This window comes from Streptomyces sp. NPDC019396, assembly GCF_040632375.1.
Lineage (GTDB): Bacteria > Actinomycetota > Actinomycetes > Streptomycetales > Streptomycetaceae > Streptomyces.
In genome coordinates this window covers 50749-70945 of record NZ_JBEYBS010000028.1, presented here as the reverse complement: position 1 = coordinate 70945, position 20197 = coordinate 50749, and the positions used below count along the sequence as shown (strand labels likewise).

14 protein-coding genes are annotated in these 20197 nt (G+C 70.2%); 12 read left to right on the top strand and 2 right to left on the bottom strand.

Translation table 11 applies throughout. From position 1 onward, the window contains the following. Positions 1 to 16 precede the first annotated feature (16 nt). The 4 genes from ABZ532_RS26840 (at position 17) to ABZ532_RS26825 (ending at position 4392) form a co-directional block, all read left to right on the top strand. On the top strand, positions 17 to 1168 hold the full coding sequence (locus ABZ532_RS26840; RefSeq protein WP_361288905.1) for an ABC transporter ATP-binding protein: 1152 nt from the start codon (positions 17 to 19) through the stop codon (positions 1166 to 1168). Next, positions 1165 to 2106 carry an ABC transporter permease gene (locus tag ABZ532_RS26835; RefSeq protein ID WP_361288902.1) on the top strand — a complete coding sequence of 314 codons (942 nt, stop codon included), beginning with the start codon at positions 1165 to 1167 and terminating at the stop codon, positions 2104 to 2106. The genes ABZ532_RS26840 and ABZ532_RS26835 overlap by 4 nt, the downstream gene beginning before the upstream one ends. Continuing rightward, complete coding sequence (locus ABZ532_RS26830; protein WP_361288899.1) at positions 2106 to 2912, top strand: ABC transporter permease; 807 nt, start codon at positions 2106 to 2108, stop codon at positions 2910 to 2912. Before ABZ532_RS26835 ends, ABZ532_RS26830 begins: the two co-directional genes overlap by 1 nt. A gap of 64 nt (positions 2913 to 2976) precedes the next feature. Beyond that, a complete protein-coding gene (locus ABZ532_RS26825; RefSeq protein WP_361288896.1) occupies positions 2977 to 4392 on the top strand; it encodes an FAD-binding oxidoreductase in 1416 nt (471 codons plus the stop codon). A gap of 32 nt (positions 4393 to 4424) precedes the next feature. Here the strand turns inward: ABZ532_RS26825 and ABZ532_RS26820 are convergent, their stop codons facing one another. Then, entirely contained in the window at positions 4425 to 5240 is an 816-nt protein-coding gene (locus ABZ532_RS26820) for a phosphatase PAP2 family protein (protein ID WP_361288893.1), read from the bottom strand. A 124-nt stretch (positions 5241 to 5364) separates the two neighbouring features. Further along, positions 5365 to 6699, bottom strand: coding sequence for a 4-aminobutyrate--2-oxoglutarate transaminase (gene gabT, locus ABZ532_RS26815; protein WP_361288890.1), 1335 nt, complete (start codon positions 6697 to 6699; stop codon positions 5365 to 5367). A 272-nt stretch (positions 6700 to 6971) separates the two neighbouring features. Here gabT and ABZ532_RS26810 point away from each other — a divergent pair, with 272 nt between their 5' ends. From ABZ532_RS26810 to ispG, 8 genes are all read left to right on the top strand, one after another. Beyond that, positions 6972 to 9101, top strand: a complete 2130-nt coding sequence (locus ABZ532_RS26810; protein WP_361288887.1) for an ATP-binding protein — start codon at positions 6972 to 6974, stop codon at positions 9099 to 9101. 142 nt (positions 9102 to 9243) lie between these two features. Further along, complete coding sequence (locus ABZ532_RS26805) at positions 9244 to 10812, top strand: PucR family transcriptional regulator (protein WP_361288941.1); 1569 nt, start codon at positions 9244 to 9246, stop codon at positions 10810 to 10812. A gap of 433 nt (positions 10813 to 11245) precedes the next feature. Next, a complete protein-coding gene (locus ABZ532_RS26800; RefSeq protein WP_361288938.1) occupies positions 11246 to 12154 on the top strand; it encodes an EamA family transporter in 909 nt (302 codons plus the stop codon). 139 nt (positions 12155 to 12293) lie between these two features. Then, on the top strand, positions 12294 to 13739 hold the full coding sequence (locus ABZ532_RS26795) for an aldehyde dehydrogenase family protein (protein ID WP_361288884.1): 1446 nt from the start codon (positions 12294 to 12296) through the stop codon (positions 13737 to 13739). Positions 13740 to 14022: 283 nt separating this feature from the next. Continuing rightward, entirely contained in the window at positions 14023 to 15969 is a 1947-nt protein-coding gene (locus ABZ532_RS26790) for an acyl-CoA dehydrogenase family protein (RefSeq protein WP_361288881.1), read from the top strand. Positions 15970 to 16085: 116 nt separating this feature from the next. Beyond that, complete coding sequence (gene dxr / locus ABZ532_RS26785) at positions 16086 to 17375, top strand: 1-deoxy-D-xylulose-5-phosphate reductoisomerase (protein ID WP_361288878.1); 1290 nt, start codon at positions 16086 to 16088, stop codon at positions 17373 to 17375. Beyond that, positions 17372 to 18673: a M50 family metallopeptidase gene (locus ABZ532_RS26780; protein ID WP_361288875.1), complete on the top strand. Its 1302-nt coding sequence runs from the start codon at positions 17372 to 17374 to the stop codon at positions 18671 to 18673. The genes dxr and ABZ532_RS26780 overlap by 4 nt, the downstream gene beginning before the upstream one ends. Positions 18674 to 18873: 200 nt before the next feature. Next, on the top strand, positions 18874 to 20028 hold the full coding sequence (ispG, locus tag ABZ532_RS26775) for a flavodoxin-dependent (E)-4-hydroxy-3-methylbut-2-enyl-diphosphate synthase (RefSeq protein WP_361288872.1): 1155 nt from the start codon (positions 18874 to 18876) through the stop codon (positions 20026 to 20028). Positions 20029 to 20197: the final 169 nt, after the last annotated feature.

Genomic DNA, 20197 nt, shown 5'->3' with positions numbered 1-20197 from the left:
ACCGGGACCGCGACCCATGACAGACAAGACCGCGGGCGGCGACGTCCGACTTTCCGGGATCGGCAAGACCTACGGCTCCTTCACCGCCGTGCACCCGCTCGACCTGACCGTGCCCCAGGGCTCCTTCTTCGCCCTGCTCGGCGCCTCCGGCTGCGGCAAGACCACCACGCTGCGGATGATCGCCGGACTCGAGGACCCCACATCGGGCACCGTCTTCCTCGGCGACCGGGACGTCACGGACCTCCCCCCGTACAAGCGCCCGGTCAACACCGTCTTCCAGAGCTACGCCCTCTTCCCGCATCTGACCGTCTACGAGAACGTCGCCTTCGGACTGCGCCGCCGCGGCATCAAGTCCGTGAAGAAGCAGGTCGACGACATGCTCGAACTCGTCCAGCTCGGCGACAAGGCCAAGCACAAGCCGCACCAGCTCTCCGGTGGCCAGCAGCAGCGTGTGGCGGTCGCCCGCGCCCTGATCAACCATCCGCAGGTGCTGCTGCTCGACGAGCCCCTCGGCGCCCTCGACCTCAAGCTGCGCCGCCAGATGCAGCTGGAGCTGAAGCGCATCCAGACCGAGGTGGGCATCACCTTCATCCATGTCACCCACGACCAGGAGGAGGCCATGACCATGGCCGACACGGTCGCGGTGATGAACGGCGGCCGGGTGGAGCAGCTCGGCGCCCCTGCCGAGCTCTACGAGAACCCGCAGACCACCTTCGTGGCCAACTTCCTCGGCACCTCCAACCTCATCGAGGCCGAGGTCGTCGAGATCAGCGGCGACGACATCCTCGTCAGCGCCCCGGACGCCAAGCTGCGGCTGCCCGCCGGACGTTCCGCCACCCAGCCCCGCACGGGCGGCAAGCTGCTCGTCGGCGTACGGCCCGAGAAGATCTCGCTCGCACACGCCGACGACGCGGGCAGCATCCCCGAGGGCCGCAACCGCTTCACCGGAAAGATCGCCGACTCCAGCTTCATCGGAGTCTCCACCCAGTTCGTCATCGACAGCCCGGTATGCCCTGAGCTGGAGGTGTACGTGCAGAACGTGGAACGGGACGCACGCCTCACCCCCGGCGCCGAGGTCGTGCTGCACTGGAACCCGGAGCACACCTTCGGCCTCGACGCCGCCCAGGACATCGACGCCGGTGTCGAGACCGTGGAGGAGGCAGCATGACGACCGCCTCCCAGGCCACCGCGGCACCGCCCGAGCCCGGGCCGGAGCCGGGCCCGGTGGTGCGCAAGCCGTCGCTGCGCCGGTCGCTGGTGCCGTACTGGCTGCTGCTGCCGGGCATCCTGTGGCTGATCGTCTTCTTCGCCCTCCCGCTCGTCTACCAGGCGTCGACCTCGGTGCAGACCGGCTCCCTGGAGCAGGGATTCAAGGTCACCTGGCACTTCCAGACCTACTGGGACGCGCTGACCGAGTACTACCCGCAGTTCCTGAAGTCCCTGCTCTACGCGGGCACGGCCACGGCCCTGTGTCTGCTGCTCGGCTATCCGCTGGCCTACCTGATCGCGTTCCGGGCGGGCCGCTGGCGCAATCTGCTGCTCGTGCTGGTCATCGCCCCGTTCTTCACCAGCTTCCTGATCCGTACGCTCGCCTGGAAGACGATCCTCGCCGACGGCGGCCCGGTGGTGGACGTGCTCAACACCATCGGCTTCCTGGACGTCACGAGCTGGCTGGGGATGACCGAGGGCAACCGGGTGCTGGCCACCCCGCTCGCGGTCGTCACGGGTCTGACCTACAACTTCCTGCCGTTCATGATCCTTCCGCTGTACACGTCCCTGGAGCGGATCGACTCCCGGCTCCACGAGGCGGCCGGAGATCTGTACGCGAACCCGTCGACGGTCTTCAGGAAGGTGACCTTCCCCCTCTCGATGCCCGGCGTCGTCTCGGGAACCCTGCTGACCTTCATCCCGGCCAGCGGTGACTACGTAAACGCCGAACTGCTCGGCTCCACCGACACCCGGATGGTCGGCAACGTCATCCAGTCGCAGTTCCTGAGGGTGCTCGACTATCCGACCGCGGCAGCGCTGTCGTTCATCCTCATGGCGGTCGTGCTGATCATGGTGACCGTCTACATCCGCCGGGCAGGGACGGAGGACCTGGTCTGATGAGTCTGGTGCGCTGGATACGACGGAATCTCGTCGTGATCGTGGGCCTGCTGACGCTCGCCTATCTGATCCTGCCGAACATCATCGTGATGGTGTTCTCCTTCAACAAACCCGCCGGGCGGTTCAACTACTCCTGGCGGCAGTTCTCCCTCGACGCCTGGAAGGACCCGTGCGGTGTCGCCGACATGTGCGACTCGCTGAGCCTGTCCTTGTGGATCGCGCTCTGGGCCACCATCGGCGCCACCGTTCTCGGCACGATGATCGCGTTCGCGCTGGTCCGCTACCGCTTCCGGGCGCGTGGCGCGATCAACTCGCTGATCTTCCTGCCGATGGCGATGCCCGAGGTCGTCATGGCCGCGTCGCTGCTGACCCTCTTCCTCAACCTGGGCGCTGAGCTCGGCCCGATGACCATCCTCATCGCGCACACCATGTTCTGCCTCAGCTTCGTGGTCGTGGCGGTGAAGGCACGCGTGCTGTCGATGGACCCGAGGCTGGAGGAAGCCTCCAAGGACCTCTACGCGGGCCCCGTCCAGACCTTCCTTCGGGTCACCCTGCCGATCGCGGCGCCCGGTATCGCCGCCGGCGCGATGCTGTCCTTCGCGCTGTCGTTCGACGACTTCATCATCACCAACTTCAACTCGGGCAACACCGTCACGTTCCCCATGTTCGTCTGGGGATCGGCCCAGCGCGGGACGCCCGTCCAGATCAACGTCATCGGTACGGCCATGTTCGCCATCGCCGTTGTCGTCGTGGTCGCCGCCCAGGTCATCACCAACCGGCGGAAGAAGACCGCACTGTCCAAGTGACGCCCGGTAACGCAAGGCCCGGGGCCGCGACCGGCCCGGGGCGAGCTCCGAAGGAGTGGAAACCATGGCCCCAGCAGCCATGACCTTTGCCTCATCACTCTCCGACGCCCAGCCCGTCCCCTTCTGGCTGGAAGACCCCGGCAAGCCGGACTCCCTGCCCGCACTCACCCGCGACGAGCGGACCGATCTGCTCGTCGTCGGGGGCGGCTACAGCGGACTGTGGACCGCGCTCATCGCCAAGGAGCGCGACCCGGAGCGGGATGTCGTACTGATCGAGGGCCACGAGGTGGGCTGGGCCGCCTCGGGCCGCAACGGCGGCTTCTGCGCCGCCTCGCTCACCCACGGCCTGAGCAACGGCCTCGCCCGCTGGCCGGACGACATGGGGCGGCTCGAGGACATGGGCGCCCGCAATCTCGACGCGATCGAGCAGGCGGTCGCCGCCTACGGCATCGACTGCGAGTTCGAACGCACCGGCGAGATCGACGTCGCCACCGAGCCGCACCAGCTCGTGGAACTCCACGAGCTCCACGAGGAGGCCGAGGGACTCGGCCTCGCCGGCGGCATGGAACTCCTCGACCGTGACGCGATGCGCGCCGAGGTCGACTCGCCGACCTTCCTCGGCGGGCTGTGGGACCGCACCGGGGTCGCCATGCTGCACCCGGCGAAGCTGGCCTGGGGCCTCAAGCAGGCCTGCCTGAACCTCGGTGTGCGCATCTACGAGAACACCCGCGCCCTCCAGCTCTCCTCTTCCGGGGCCGAAGCGGCCGTGCGCACCCCGTACGGCCGGATCTTCGCCCGGCAGGTCGCCCTGGGCACGAACGTCTTCCCGTCACTGGTCAAGCGGCTGCGCCCGTACATCGTCCCGGTCTATGACTACGCGCTGATGACCGAGCCGCTGTCGGGCGCCCAACTGGACGCCATCGGCTGGAAGCGGCGCCAGGGACTCGGCGACAGCGCCAACCAGTTCCACTACTTCCGGATCACGGCGGACCACCGCATCCTGTGGGGCGGCTACGACGCCATCTACCCCTTCGGCGGCCGTGTCACCGCAGAGCGGGACCACCGCCCGGAGACCTATCTGAAGCTGGCGGGACAGTTCTTCACCTGCTTCCCCCAGCTGGAGGGTCTGCGCTTCACCCATGCGTGGGGCGGCGCGATCGACACCTGCTCCCGCTTCTCCGCGTTCTTCGGCACGGCGCACGGCGGCAAGGTCGCGTACGCCACCGGCTACACAGGGCTCGGCGTGGGCGCGACGCGCTTCGGCGCCGAGGTGATGCTCGATCTGCTCTCCGGTGAGCGCACCGAGCGCACCGAGCTGGAGATGGTGCGCCGCAAGCCCATGCCGTTCCCGCCGGAGCCCGTTGCATGGGCCGGCATCGGTATCACCAAGTGGTCCCTGGCCCGTGCGGACGAGCGGGGCGGGAAGCGCAACCTGTGGCTGCGCGCGATGGACCGGATGGGGCTCGGTTTCGACAGCTGAGAGCCTTTCCACGGGCTGTCGGGCCCGGGGCGTCAGGTTCTTCCGCCGCCCCTGGTCCCGGCCCGGGTCCGTGGCACAACCACCGCGGCGATCAGCAGCACCGCACCCAGGCACCAGCTGCCGAGCACGTCCAGCGGCCAGTGGTATCCCCGGAGGACGAGTCCGGCGCCGGTGCCGAGGATCGCGGCCGCGGCCCCGATCAGTGCCCGCCTCCGCAGCCATCCGGTCACCAGCAGGGCCGCCGCACCGTAGGCGACCACTGCCGTCGCCGCATGCCCCGACGGGTAGTAGCCGGTCTCGCCGGCCAGCGGACCCTGACGGTCGATCAGTGCTTTGAGGGGTGCGACCAGGGCCGGAACGAGGGCCATCGCGAGCAGGGCGGCCAGTGCTTCGGCCCGCCGGCGGCGGTACGCGGCCCAAGCGGCGGACATGACCAACACCGGCAGCGCGACCTGCATGTTGCCGAGGTCGGCGAGGAATTCGGTGACCTGGACCGGGCCCGCACCCACGACGGCCCGGCTGAATCGCTCGTCCAGGGTGCGCAGCGGCCCGCGGGCGGCGATCTGCCAGGTGAGGAGTACGAAGAGCGCGACCGAGGCGCAGAGAGTTCCGGCGACTACCGGGGAAAAAGCCGACCGCCCCGGAACAGGGGGGTTGGCTCCGAGGCGGTCGTCCTGACCGGTGCACCGCGCGCCCCGGGGGGTTTGGGGCGGGCGGCCGTCCGATCGGTGAGGAGTTCCGGAGCCAGTGGCTCCGTTGGTGTGCGCGAGGGCACGGCCAGGACGGGGCTGGGGAGGCTCCGGCCTGAAGTCGCCCGCAGTCTCCTGCGAGCGGGGTGTTTCTCTCATCTGCGGAAACCGTACGGCAGCGGGAGGGGGACCGACAGGCGTAACGCCATCCCGCCATCGGCCCCCCACACCTTCTTCACAGAGAGCGCGCGATTACGCGGAGTCACCCTCCGGAACGGTGGTCTCAGACCCCGGCGAACGCCGCTTCGATGATGTCCAGGCCCTCGCCAAGCAGGTCCTCGCCGATCACCAGCGGAGGCAGGAAGCGGAGCACATTGCCGTAGGTGCCGCAGGTGAGCACCACGAGCCCCTCGGCGTGGCAGGCCTTGGCGAGCGCACCGGCGGCTTCCGGGTTCGGCTCCTTGCTGGCCGGGTCCTTCACCAGCTCGATGGCGATCATGGCGCCGCGGCCGCGGATGTCGCCGATGATCTCGTACTTCTCCTGCATGGCTGCGAGACGGCCCTTCATGACCTCCTCGATGCGCTTGGCCTTGCCGTTGAGGTCCTGCTCGCGCATGGTCTCGATGGCGCCGAGCGCACCGGCGCAAGCCACCGGGTTTCCGCCGTACGTACCGCCCAGACCGCCCGCGTGAGCGGCATCCATGATCTCGGCGCGGCCGGTGACGGCCGCCAGCGGCAGACCGCCTGCGATGCCCTTCGCGGTGGTGATCAGGTCGGGGACGACGCCCTCGTCCTCACAGGCGAACCACTGGCCGGTGCGGCAGAAGCCGGACTGGATCTCGTCGGCGACGAACACGATGCCGTTGTCGTTGGCGAACTTCACGAGCGCCGGGAGGAAGCCCTTGGCCGGCTCGATGAAGCCACCTTCGCCAAGGAGCGGCTCGATGATGATCGCGGCGACGTTCTCGGCGCCGATCTGCTTGCTGATCTGGTCGATGGCCTGGGCGGCGGCCTCGGGGCCGCAGTTCTCCGGGCCGGTCGGCCAGCGGTAGCCGTAGGCGACCGGGACGCGGTAGACCTCGGGCGCGAACGGGCCGAAGCCGTGCTTGTACGGCATGTTCTTGGCGGTCAGCGCCATGGTGAGGTTGGTGCGGCCGTGGTAGCCGTGGTCGAACACGACGACCGCCTGGCGCTTGGTGTACGCACGGGCGATCTTGACGGCGTTCTCGACGGCTTCGGCGCCCGAGTTGAACAGCGCGGACTTCTTGGCGTGGTCGCCCGGGGTCAGCTCGGCCAGCGCCTCGCAGACCTCCACGTAGCCCTCGTAGGGGGTGACCATGAAGCAGGTGTGGGTGAAGTCCTGGAGCTGGGCCGACGCCCGGCGTACGACGGCCTCGGCGGACGCGCCCACGGAGGTCACCGCGATACCGGAGCCGAAGTCGATCAGCCGGTTGCCGTCGACGTCCTCGATGATGCCGCCGCCGACGCGGCTGGTGAACACCGGCAGCACGGAGCCCACGCCGCCCGCGACCGCGGCGAGACGACGGGCCTGCAACTCCTGCGACTTCGGGCCGGGAATGGCGGTGACGACGCGGCGCTCCTGCGGGATGTCGGTCATTGGGGGGCTCCTGGGGTGTCTTTCGGACGCACTTCTTCCTTCTTCGCAGGCTAGGTCCGCTCCAGGGGGTCCGGCATGCTCCGTTCGGGAGTGGTGGAGGCGTGTCGTTGTCCGTCACGGACATAGAGCACATCCGCTGCTCCGCGCAGGGCACCTGTGCCGGGCCCGCCCGCGGGGTACCCGCGTACGCGCGGATCGCTGAACTCCCCGCCGCGTGCCACTAGATTGACGGTGGCACAGACGAGGTCCTGGCTGGTCAGGGGGCAGGGTTCATGGACACCGACGGTACCTACGACGCACGTGGCACGCGTACGGGCGGCTCACATCCAGTGCCGCACCCCGCGGGGCCCCCGCCCATGCCGGCCATGCCGTCCGTGCCCCCTGCCCCCGCGCACGCCCCAGCCCCGGCCATCGGCGGCTCCCTGGCCGAGTGGCTGCGCACACCCCGCCCGCAGGCCGGGCCGGGGGTGTGGCGGTTCGGACTCCGGCCGCGGCCGGAGCAGGAACCGGAGCCGATTCCGACCACACGGCTTCTCACCGGAGCCCTGATCTCGCTGCTTTGCGCACTTCTGCTCTGGTCGCTCTACGACAACTACTACATCCCGTACTGGCTGGACCCCCACTACTGGGCGGGGGCCCTGGTCAAGCTGTCCGACGACGCGGTGGTCAAGGGCCTCATCGGAGGTGCGATCGATCTCCTGCTGCTCATCGGCATGATCGTCTTCTTTGGGCGGCTCGGGCACTGGCCGGAGCTGGCCCACCGCTTCCTGCTCCCGGCACTCGGGGCGCTGCGTACGCCTCGTGAGCCCGGTCCGGCACCGGTGACCGCAGGGAATCAGGACGATCCCGGCGGATGGACCGAGCTGCGCGGCGCGGGACAGCAAGTGGTTGCGGACCGCCTCACGGAGGAGATCCAAGCCGACCGGATGAACGACGTCGACTTCGCGCGCATCCGCCGTGCCTGGCACTCCGTGCAGGCCGACCCCTCGCGCCTCGGCGCATTTACGGACACCGCACTGCGACGGGGCGCTGCCGCGTTCACCCACCCGTCGGGGGTCCGTGACCTGCCGGTACGCACGGCACGGCATGATCTGGTGGCCCACCAGGTCAGGATCGGTACCGCCGCCGACCACCCCCGCAACCCCTACGCCCGCCGCACCACCGGCGTCGCTCTCGAACCCGCCGTTCTCGGCACCTCGCTGCTCGCGGTCGGCCCCTCCGGGTCCGGGAAGACCGTGCGCCTGATCCGCCCCGTGGTCGAGGCGATGTGCCTCCAGGCGCTCACGAACCGGGCCGCCGTGGTGGCCGTCGCCGCACAGGGCGCGGCGCTCGGCCCCGACGAGGCCTTCGACCTGGTCATCGCACCCGGGCAGCCCGACTCCACACACGACCTCGATCTGTACGGTGGCGCCGACGACCCCGACGAGGCCGCCCGTGTCCTCGCCGATGCGCTGGTCGGGGACCTGACCATCGACAGCCGCCGGGCGGCCACGGCGCTGGCCCAGCTCATCGGCCCGTACCGCAGTGTCCATGGCCACTTCCCGGCCGTACCCGATCTGCGGGATCTCGTCGGCGGCTCGCCCCAGGCCCTCCGCGCTCTGCGGGGCGCCCTCGAAACGGCCCAGGAGGCGTCTCAGCTGCGGGAGCTCGACGCACGCGAGCGGCAGTCCGAGCGCCCCGACGACATCGGCGTGCTGCTCGCCGAGCGGATCGCGTTCCTCGACCGTCCCGCCTTCGCGCGGTTCTTCCGCACCTGCGAGGCGGACCGGCAGTTCTCGCTGCGGGCCATCGAGCACCCGCTGCGGGTCCGTGTGGACCTGCCCGAGCGGGGTCACGCGGAAGCGTCCCGGATCATCGCCCGACTGGTACTCGCCCAGTTCACCGAGGCCGCGCTGAGCCGTGCCGACCGCTCACTCTTTGCCTGCCTGGTCATCGACGACGCCACCCACACCCTCACCGCCGACGCGGTCAGGGCGGTCCAGCGGCTGCGCTCGGCGAACGCCGGGGTGGTGCTGGCGATGCGGACTCTGGAGGACGTGCCCGAGGCGCTGCGCGGATCGCTGCTCGGCGCGGTCGGCTGCCGGATGGCCTTCGCCGGGCTCGGGCCCTGGGACGGGGGGCGCTTCGCCGAGGTTTGGGGCACGGAGTGGGTGCAGACCCGGGACGTCACCAACCGGCAGATCATCTCGGACGAGCCACTCACCAAGGCGCTGCATTTCATGCGACGGCTGGTGACGGGGAAGAACGCCACCGCCGAGGCCGTCACGGTCCGGGAGGTCGAACGGCAGCGCTGGTCGGCTTCCGAGCTCGCGCACTCCTTGCCCGCCGGGCATGCGGTCCTGTCACTGACATCGGTGCGAGGCGAGCACTCGCCTCCGGTGCTGGTCGACCTGCGCACCTGACTCCTGTGCCGGTGACTGCACCTGAGCCGGGTGACCCGTTACGGAGACAGGTGCCCCGCGTACTCGTACGCCCTGGCAGAATCGAGCCATGCCGTTCATACGGGACGGCGAAAAACTCCTTCTGCCGAAAGCCCGCGGTCCCATGCCGGTCACCCTTGCCTCGCTCGTCCAGCACTCCGCGCTGAAACTGACCGTGCGCGCAGGGGAGGACCGTCTCGAAACACCCGTGCGCTGGGCGCACGTCAGCGAGCTCGCCGACCCCGTGCCCTACATGGAGGGCGGTGAGCTGCTCCTCGTCACCGCGATGACGCTGGACGCCGCCGATGACGAAGCGATGCGGCGCTATGTGCGGCGGCTGGACGGTGCGGGGGTGGTCGGGCTCGGTTTCGCCGTCGGCGTCAACTACGACGACATCCCCGAGGCCCTTCTGCGGGCCGCGCGCGAAGCGGACTTCCCGCTGCTGGAAGTGCCCCGCCGCACGCCGTTCCTGGCCATCAGCAAGGCCGTTTCCGCCGCCATCGCCGCCGACCAGTACCGCGCCGTCACGGCGGGCTTCGAGGTCCAGCGCGAGCTCACCCGTGCCGCGCTCACCGACGGCCCCGCCGCGCTGCTGGCACGGCTGGCCGCCCATATCGACGGCTGGGCCGCGCTCTACGACGCTTCGGGTTCGGTCGTGGCCTCCGCACCCGAATGGGCCGCCCGGCGCGCGGCACGGCTCACCGGCGACGTGAGGCGGCTGCGTGAGCGGCCCGCGCCCGCAAGTGCGGTGGTCGGCAGTACGGATGACCGGGTGGAGCTCCAGTCCCTGGGCACCGGGCGGCGGGTGCGGGGCGTGCTCGCCGTGGGCACCGGCGCTTCCCTGGGTACCGCTGAGCGGTACGCGGTGCACTCCGCGGTCGCCCTCCTCACCCTCACCACCGAACGCTCCCGTTCGCTCCAAGCCGCCGAGCAGCGACTCGGCGCCGCGGTGCTGCGGCTGATGCTCTCCGGTCAGCCCGACCACGCACGCGCGGTGGCCGGGGACCTGTACGGGGGGCTGCTGGACGCCCCGTTCCGGCTGCTGATCGCGGAGCGGGCGGGCGAATCGGACCCCGCGGCCGCGCCCGCACTGCCCGCACTCGCCGAATCGCTGGAGTCCGCGGCGGCGCGGTCCGGCGAGGCGGTGCTGACCGTCCCCGAGGGTGACGGCCGGCTCGTCGTGCTCGCCGCCGACGGGGGAGCGGTGCTGAGCGGCTGTGAGCCCTACGCCGAGCGGAAGGCCGAGGACTCCGGCATCGTGGTCGGTCTGTCCGCCCCGTCAGGGCCGATCGCCGCCGCCTCGGCGTACAAGCAGGCCGAGCAGGCGCTCTCGGTCGCCCGGCGCCGTGGCCGCGCCCTCGTCGAGCACGAGGAGCTGGCTGCCGGGTCCGTCCTCCCGCTCCTCGCCGACGACGCCGTGAGGGCCTTCGCCGACGGGATGCTGCGCGCCCTGTACGAGCACGACGCGACGGGCCGCGGCGACCTGGTCGCCTCCCTGCGGGCCTGGCTCTCCCACCACGGCCAGTGGGACGCGGCGGCCGCCGACCTGGGCGTGCACCGGCACACCCTGCGCTACCGCATGCGCCGTGTCGAGGAGATCCTCGGCCGCTCGCTGGACGATCCGGACGTGCGCATGGAGCTGTGGCTGGCGCTCAAGGCCACGGGGGACATCGCGCCGCCTACCGCGCCGTAGGCCACGCGGTCCCATCGGCCATCGGCGCCGGGCGGCCCCGACTGCCCGTCCCGCGGTGGCGCACCGCCCCCGCGGCGGTGATCCCTGACGTGTTCGCCGGGGATCCGGGCCAGTGCCCCTCAGCGGTTCGGTCCCCGGTGGACAACACGGTCCGACACTCTGGACGCCGCCACGGCACGGGCGCCCGAGCACCCGCCGCGTACCGTCGGAGCGACGCCCTCGAACACCGGGCCTGGCCCGGGCCTGACTCCGTGACGATCCCGCGTCCGAGCAGTCCGACCGGCATTCCGCCTGCAGTTCCCCCCTCATCTGCCCGAAGTCGGGCAGAAAGCTTGGCATTCGAACGCTCTGATCTTTAAAGTCCTGCCTCGTGACACCACGCGCTCCCCGCACCGAAGCCCCCGCAGGCGATGCCCCCACCGCCACCCCGCTCATCGAGGACGCGCCCGTGCGCCGCCGGATATCCGGGGCGGTGTGGGGCGCCCTCGCCATCGTCTACGTCGTCTGGGGTTCGACGTACCTCGCCATCCGCGTCGTCGTCGAGACGATGCCGCCCTTCCTGTCCACCGGCGCCCGCTTCCTCACCGCGGGACTCCTGCTCGCCGCGATCACCGCCTGGCGGCAGGGGCCCTCCGCACTGAAGGCCACCCCGGTCCAGCTCGCCTCCGCCGCGATGGTCGGCCTGCTGCTCCTTCTCGGCGGCAACTCCCTGGTGGTCCTCGCCGAGACCGCCGTGCCCTCCGGGCTCGCCGCCCTTCTCGTCGCCATCGTCCCCGCGTGGGTCGTGGTGCTGCGCAGGCTCTCCGGCGAGCGGCCCGGCATCGGCGCGTACGCCGGTGTCGCACTCGGGCTCGCCGGGCTCGCGGTGCTCACACAGCCCGGGCTCAGCGGCGATGTGCGTCTGTGGGGCGTCCTCACCGTCGTCGCGGCGACCCTGATGTGGTCGGTCGGTTCCTTCGCCTCGTCCCGTATCCCCATGGCCTCCAACCCCTTCGCCGTGAGCGCCTACGAGATGACGGCCGCGGGTATCGGCTGTCTGCTGGTCGGCCTGGGCAGGGGCGAGCAGTACGGGTTCGTCCTCACCGAGGTGTCCGCCCGTTCCTGGACCGCGCTCGCCTACCTCGTGGTCTTCGGCTCGCTGATCGCGTTCACGGCGTACGCCTGGCTGCTGCAGTCCGCGCCGTTGTCGCTGGTCGCCACCTACGCCTACGTCAACCCCGTCGTCGCCGTGTGCCTCGGTGCGCTGGTCCTGGACGAGGAGCTGAGCTGGCCGATCGCCGTCGGCGGCGCGATCGTGGTGGCCGGCGTCGGCCTCATCGTCAGCACGGAACGCCGCCGCTGAGGCACTTCCACACGGCTGACTCGCCAAAGCGGCAGGAGCGCCACGGCGACCACTCCACCCCGGACAAACGCCATCGGCGGCGTATCGCCCTACCGTTTGAAGTGAAGAACTCCGCACTACTTCCGAAGGGCCGGGACACATGACTTCCACCCACGCCTTCTGGCTCGCCGGCCGCCAGGCCACCGGTGAGACGACCTTCGACGTCACGTCCCCCTGGGACGGGCGGGTCGTCGGCACGGTCTCCGTGCCGACCGCGGCCCAGGTCGAGGAGGCCGTCGCCGCCGCGCACGCCGTCGTGGACGAGTTCTCGGCGACTCCCGCCCATGTGCGCGCCGCGGCCCTCGACCATGTCTCCAAGCGGCTCGCCGAGCGCGCCGAGGAGATCGCCCAGCTGATCTCCGCCGAGAACGGCAAGCCGGTCAAGTGGGCCCGCGGCGAGGTCGGCCGGGCCGTCTCCGTCTTCCGCTTTGCAGCCGAGGAGGCGCGTCGCTTCAACGGCGGTGAGGCCCAGCGCCTCGACACCGACGCGGGCGGCCAGGGCCGCCTCGCGCTCACCCGCCGCTTCCCGAAGGGCGCCGTCCTCGGTATCGCGCCGTTCAACTTCCCGCTGAACCTCTGCGCCCACAAGATCGCCCCGGCCATCGCCGTCGGCGCCCCGATCATCCTCAAGCCCGCGCCCGCCACCCCGCTGTCCGGTCTGATCATCGGTGAGCTGCTGGCCGAGACCGAGCTGCCCGCAGGCTCCTGGTCCGTCCTGCCGGTGCTCAACGAGTCCATGCCCGCGCTGGTCCAGGACGAGCGGCTGCCGGTGATCTCCTTCACCGGCTCGGACAAGGTCGGGTATGCCATCCAGCAGTCCGTGCCCCACAAGCACTGCACTCTGGAGCTCGGTGGCAACGCCGCGGCCGTCGTGCTCGGCGACTGGTCCTCCGAGGAGGACCTGGACTGGGCGGCCACCCGGATCGGCACCTTCGCCAACTACCAGGGCGGCCAGTCCTGCATCTCCGTACAGCGTGTGATCGCCGACGCCTCGGTCTACGACCGGCTCGTCCCGAAGATCGTCGCCGCCGTCGAGCAGCAGGGCACCGGTGACCCGTCCGACGACGCCACCGACGTGGGCCCGCTCGTCAGCGAGGACGCGGCCAAGCGGGTCGAGTCCTGGGTCGACGAGGCCGTCTCCGGCGGCGCCAAGCTGCTCACCGGCGGCAAGCGTGACGGGGCGGCCTACGCTCCGACGGTGCTCGCCGACCTGCCCGCCGACGTGACCCTGGCGTGCGAGGAGGTCTTCGGACCTGTCCTCACCCTGCATCGGGTCGATGACGAGGCGGCGGCCTTCGCCGAGGTCAACAACTCCAAGTTCGGTCTTCAGACCGGTGTGTTCACGCGTGACCTCCAGACCGCCTTCCGCGCCCACCGCGCCCTCGAGGTCGGCGGCGTGATCGTCGGCGACGTCCCGTCCTACCGCGCCGACCAGATGCCGTACGGCGGCGTCAAGCAGTCCGGCGTGGGCCGCGAGGGCCTCAGGTACGCGATGGACGACTACACCTATGAGCGGGTGCTCGTCCTCACCGGACTGGCCCTGTAGACCACGGACCGGTCCTTCAGGCCCGACGGGACCGTCACACGTCCCCGGTCCTTCAGGGCCGGGGACGGAACCGGACGGCCGGAGCCCATGTGCGGGGGCTCCGGCCGGCTTCGTTTGCCCGCCCGTACCCGGCTTCGGGCCTGGATCAACATGATTGCGTCTGATACACCCGGGTGCCCCGCAGGACTGGTGAGGTGCTCCCGGATCGGGTAGATACGGACGAGTAGCACCGTGTGGTAGCTCCGCACGGCCGCCCCCGACGAAGCGGCGAGGTGAGTCCCTCATGTCCGCCCCATCCACACCGAAAACCGCACCCAAGGTCTCCGAGCGCGAAGCCCGGCAAGTCGCCGAGGCCGCACGCGAGCAGGGCTGGCGCAAGCCCAGCTTCGCCAAGGAACTCTTCCTGGGCCGCTTCCGGCTCGATCTGATCCATCCCCACCCGATGCCCTCGCCCGAGGACGTCCAGCGCGGCGAGCAGTTCCTCGCCAAGCTGCGCGACTTCTGCGAGACGCGGATCGACAGCGCCCTGATCGAGCGCGAGGCGCGGATCCCCGACGAGGTCGTCGCCGGGCTCAAGGAACTCGGCGCGCTCGGCATGAAGATCGACCCCAGATACGGCGGTCTCGGGCTCACCCAGGTGTACTACAACAAGGCGCTCGCCCTGGTCGGCTCCGCGAGCCCGGCCGTCGGTGCGCTGCTCTCCGCCCACCAGTCCATCGGCGTACCGCAGCCGCTGAAACTCTTCGGCACACAGGAGCAGAAGGACGCCTTCCTGCCGCGCTGCGCCCGCACGGACATCAGCGCCTTCCTGCTCACCGAGCCCGACGTGGGCTCCGACCCGGCGCGACTGGCGACCATGGCCGTACCCGAGGGCGACGAGTACGTTCTCGACGGCGTCAAGCTCTGGACCACCAACGGCGTGGTCGCCGACCTCCTCGTCGTGATGGCCCGGGTGCCGAAGTCCGAGGGCCACAAGGGCGGTATCACCGCCTTCGTCGTCGAGGCGACCTCCCCCGGCATCACGGTCGAGAACCGCAACGCCTTCATGGGGCTGCGCGGTATCGAGAACGGTGTCACCCGCTTCCACCAGGTCCGGGTGCCCGCCGCGAACCGGATCGGACCCGAGGGCTCAGGGCTCAAGATCGCGCTGACCACCCTCAACACCGGGCGTCTCTCACTGCCCGCGATGTGCGTGGGGTCGGGCAAGTGGTGCCTGAAGATCGCCCGCGAATGGTCCTCCGTACGCGAGCAGTGGGGCAAGCCCCTCGCCAAGCACGAGGCCGTCGGCTCGAAGATCTCCTTCATCGCGGCCACCACCTTCGCCCTGGAGGCGATAGTGGACCTGTCGTCCCAGATGGCCGACGAGGACCGCAACGACATCCGTATCGAGGCCGCGCTCGCCAAGTTGTACGGCTCCGAGATGTCCTGGCTGATGGCGGACGAGCTGATCCAGATCCGCGGCGGACGCGGCTTCGAGACGGCGGAGTCCCTCGCCGCGCGCGGCGAACGGGCGGTGCCCGCCGAGCAGATGCTGCGCGACCTGCGGATCAACCGGATCTTCGAAGGCTCGACCGAGATCATGCATCTGCTGATCGCCCGCGAGGCGGTCGACGCGCACCTCTCGGTGGCCGGGGACATCATCGACCCGGACAAGTCCCTTGGCGACAAGGCGAAGGCAGGCGCCCAGGCGACGGCCTTCTACGCCCGCTGGCTGCCCAAGCTCGTCGCCGGTCCTGGGCAACTGCCCGGTTCGTACGCCGAGTTCAAGCGCGCGGGTCACGCGGATCTGTCCGCCCATCTGCGCTATGTGGAGCGCTCGGCGCGCAAGCTCGCCCGCTCGACGTTCTACGGGATGTCCCGCTGGCAGGGCCGGATGGAGACCAAGCAGGGCTTCCTCGGGCGGGTCGTGGACATCGGTGCCGAACTCTTCGCCATGAGCGCGGCCTGCGTGCGTGCCGAGAACCTGCGGCTGACCGGCTCGCACGGCCGGGAGGCGTACCAGCTGGCCGACGCGTTCTGCCGGCAGTCCCGGATCCGCGTCGAAGAGCTGTTCGGCAGGCTGTGGACCAACACGGACGACCTCGACCGGAAAATGGTCAACGGCGTGCTGGCCGGCAACTACACCTGGCTGGAGGAAGGCGTCATCGACCCGAGTGGCGACGGGCCGTGGATCGCCGACGCCAGCCCCGGCCCGGCGCGGCGGGAGAACGTCCACCGCCCGATCCGCTGACCGGACGCTCCGCGTGGTCGCCGCGCCCGCGTTCCGCTGAGCGGAAGGCGGGCGCGGCGCCCTTGTGGGGGGCACCCTTGTCCTGGCCCGCTCCCGGTGCGGCCACAATGGGGGGCATGACCGACAGCCCATCCCCCCTCGCCGACCCGCATATCGTCTTCGACCCGGCCGCGGGCCGGCGGGACATCGTCGTACTCGGCTCCACCGGCTCCATCGGCACCCAGGCCGTCGACCTGGTCCTGCGCAACCCCGACCGGTTCCGTGTCACGGCCCTCTCGGCGGCCGGCGGCCGGGTCGAGCTGCTGGCCGAGCAGGCACACCGGCTGCGGGTGCGTGCGGTCGCTGTCGCACGTGAGGACGCCGTCCCGGCGCTCACGGAGGCGCTGAGCGAGCGGTACGGGGCGGGCGAGCCGCTCCCCGAGATCGTCGCCGGACCCGGTGCGGCCACGGAACTGGCCGCATCCGACTGCCACACCGTGCTCAACGGCATCACCGGCTCCATCGGCCTCGCGCCCACCCTCGCCGCCCTGGAAGCGGGCCGCACCCTCGCCCTCGCCAACAAGGAGTCGCTGATCGTCGGCGGCCCCCTGGTGAGGGCCCTGGCCAAGCCCGGTCAGATCATCCCCGTGGACTCCGAGCACGCCGCACTCTTCCAGGCGCTGGCCGCCGGCACACGCGCCGACGTCCGCAAGCTCGTCGTCACCGCGTCCGGCGGCCCGTTCCGCGGCCGTACCAAGGCCGAGCTGGCGGACGTCACCCCGCAGGACGCCCTCGCGCACCCCACCTGGGCCATGGGACCGGTGATCACGGTCAACAGCGCGACCCTCGTCAACAAGGGGCTCGAGGTCATCGAGGCGCACCTGCTCTACGACATTCCGTTCGACCGCATTGAGGTGGTCGTGCACCCGCAGTCGTATGTCCATTCGATGGTGGAATTCACAGACGGCTCGACCCTGGCCCAGGCCACCCCTCCGGATATGCGCGGACCGATCGCGATCGGTCTCGGCTGGCCGGAGCGGGTGCCCGACGCCGCGCCCGCGTTCGACTGGACCAAGGCCTCCAGCTGGGAGTTCTTCCCGCTGGACACCGAGGCCTTCCCCTCCGTAGGGCTCGCCCGGCATGTCGGGGAACTGGGCGGTACGGCCCCGGCGGTGTTCAATGCCGCGAACGAGGAATGCGTGGACGCGTTTCTCGCGGGACGGCTGCCGTTCAACGGAATCATGGATACGGTCACGGCAGTCGTCGGCGAACACGGGTCCCCGGCCGGGGGAACCTCGCTGACGGTGCCGGACGTCCTCGAAGCGGAGACCTGGGCGCGTGCCCGGGCCCGGGAACTGGCTGCGCAGGCCGGACAGACGACTGAGGCAGCGATGACAGCGAAGGCGACAGCGGAGGCTCGCGCATGACGATTCTGTTGACGGTCCTCGGGATAGCGCTGTTCGCGGTCGGGCTGCTCATCTCCATCGCCTGGCACGAGCTCGGCCATCTCTCGACCGCCAAGATGTTCGGCATCCGCGTGCCTCAGTACATGGTCGGCTTCGGCCCCACGGTCTGGTCGCGGCACAAGGGCGAGACCGAGTACGGCATCAAGGCCATCCCGGCCGGCGGCTACATCCGCATGATCGGCATGTTCCCGCCGGGCCCGGACGGCCGTATCGAGGCCCGCTCCACCTCGCCCTGGCGCGGAATGATCGAGGACGCCCGCACCGCCGCCTTCGAGGAGCTGAAGCCAGGCGACGAGGACCGGCTCTTCTACACCCGCAAGCCGTGGAAGCGCGTCATCGTGATGTTCGCGGGCCCGTTCATGAACCTGGTGCTCGCCGTGGCGATCTTCCTCGGTGTCTCGATGTCGTTCGGCTTCCAGACCCAGACCACCACGGTCGCCGGGGTCCAGCAGTGCGTCATCCCGCAGAGCGAGGACCGCGACGCCTGCAAGAAGACCGACCCGCAGTCGCCCGGTGCCGCGGCCGGTCTGCTGAAGGGCGACCGGATCACGGCCTTCAACGGCACCCCGGTGAAGGACTGGGCCGATCTGTCCAACCGCATCCGCAACACCATCGGACCCGCCACCATCACCGTGGACCGCGGCGGCCAGGAGAAGGTCCTCAAGGCCACCCTGCGCGAGAACCTGGTGGCGAAGAAGGACGCCGAGGGCCAGGTCGTGCCGGACGAGTACGTCCGCGCCGGATACCTGGGCTTCGCCGCGAAGACCGAGATCACCCCGCAGACCTTCGGACAGTCCGTGGACCGGATGGGCGACATGATGGAGAACGGCTTCGAGTCGATCCTCTCGCTCCCCACCAAGGTCCCCGACCTGTGGAACGCGGCCTTCAGTGACGGCGAGCGCAAGGACGACTCGCCGGTCGGAGTGGTCGGCGCGGCCCGCATCAGCGGCGAGGTGCTGAACCTGGACGTACCGACGCCGAACATCATCGCCACGTTCCTGATGCTGCTCGCGGGCTTCAACCTGTCGCTGTTCCTGTTCAACATGCTGCCGCTGCTTCCGCTGGACGGCGGCCATATCGCGGGCGCCCTGTGGGAGTCCGTACGACGGCAGGTCGCACGGCTCTTCCGGCGTCCGGACCCCGGTCCCTTCGATGTCGCGAAACTCATGCCGGTCGCCTATGTGGTGGCAGGGATCTTCATCTGCTTCACCTTGCTGGTACTGGTCGCCGACATCGTCAACCCGGTGAAGATCTCCTAGCGGCCGACCGTTCACAGCCTGTTCGGAGCGGCTCAGGGCCGTGCGGAGCGGCCGGGCATACCGCATGCCCGGCCGCTCACTCGTGGGAAGCCGTGCGCGGCGCGATGTGCCTGGCCCGAGGGCCGTGGCGTAACCTCAAAGGCCGGAGCCCGCTGACACCGACTCGGGACCTCGATCCACACCTTGGGGTTGCACAGCAGATGACCGCGATTTCTCTCGGAATGCCGTCCGTTCCGACCAAGCTCGCCGACCGGAGGGTCAGCCGCAAGATCCAGGTCGGCTCGGTGGCCGTCGGCGGAGACGCTCCCGTCTCCGTGCAGTCGATGACGACCACGCGGACCTCCGACATCGGTGCCACGCTCCAGCAGATCGCCGAGCTCACCGCCTCCGGCTGCCAGATCGTGCGGGTCGCCTGCCCCACCCAGGACGACGCCGACGCACTCGCGACCATCGCCAAGAAGTCGCAGATCCCCGTGATCGCCGACATCCACTTCCAGCCGAAGTACGTCTTCGCGGCCATCGACGCCGGCTGCGCGGCGGTGCGGGTCAACCCGGGCAACATCAAGCAGTTCGACGACAAGGTCAAGGAGATCGCCAAGGCGGCCAAGGACGCCGGCACCCCGATCCGTATCGGTGTGAACGCGGGCTCCCTGGACCGCCGGCTGCTCCAGAAGTACGGCAAGGCCACACCCGAGGCGCTCGTCGAGTCGGCGCTGTGGGAGGCGTCGCTCTTCCAGGAGCACGACTTCCACGACATCAAGATCTCGGTCAAGCACAACGACCCGGTCGTCATGGTCAACGCCTACCGGCAGCTGGCCGCCCAGTGCGACTTCCCGCTGCACCTCGGCGTCACCGAGGCCGGCCCCGCCTTCCAGGGCACCATCAAGTCGGCCGTCGCCTTCGGTGCCCTGCTCAGCGAGGGCATCGGCGACACCATCCGGGTCTCGCTCTCGGCCCCTCCGGCCGAGGAGGTCAAGGTCGGCATCCAGATCCTGGAATCGCTGAACCTGCGCCAGCGCCGGCTCGAGATCGTCTCCTGCCCGTCCTGCGGTCGTGCCCAGGTCGACGTCTACAAGCTCGCCGACGAGGTGTCCGCCGGGCTCGAAGGCATGGAGGTGCCGCTCCGCGTCGCCGTCATGGGCTGTGTCGTCAACGGCCCCGGCGAGGCCCGCGAGGCCGACCTCGGCGTCGCGTCCGGCAACGGCAAGGGCCAGATCTTCGTGAAGGGCGAGGTCATCAAGACCGTGCCCGAGTCGAAGATCGTCGAGACCCTCATCGAAGAGGCCCTGAAGATCGCCGAGCAGATGGAGAAGGACGGTGTCCTCTCGGGCGAGCCCGAGGTCTCGGTGAGCTGACCCACCGACGCACTCCGAATGGGACCGGGCCCCGAGCAGGGGCCCGGTCCTTTCGTATACGGTCCCGGACCTGCGTAGGGCCTGCTCCCATGGGGTGCCGTACAGCAACTCCAGGTACAGTGCGGAGACCGGCTGACCAGGCCGTCAACCTGTGCCCGAACCGGCACGC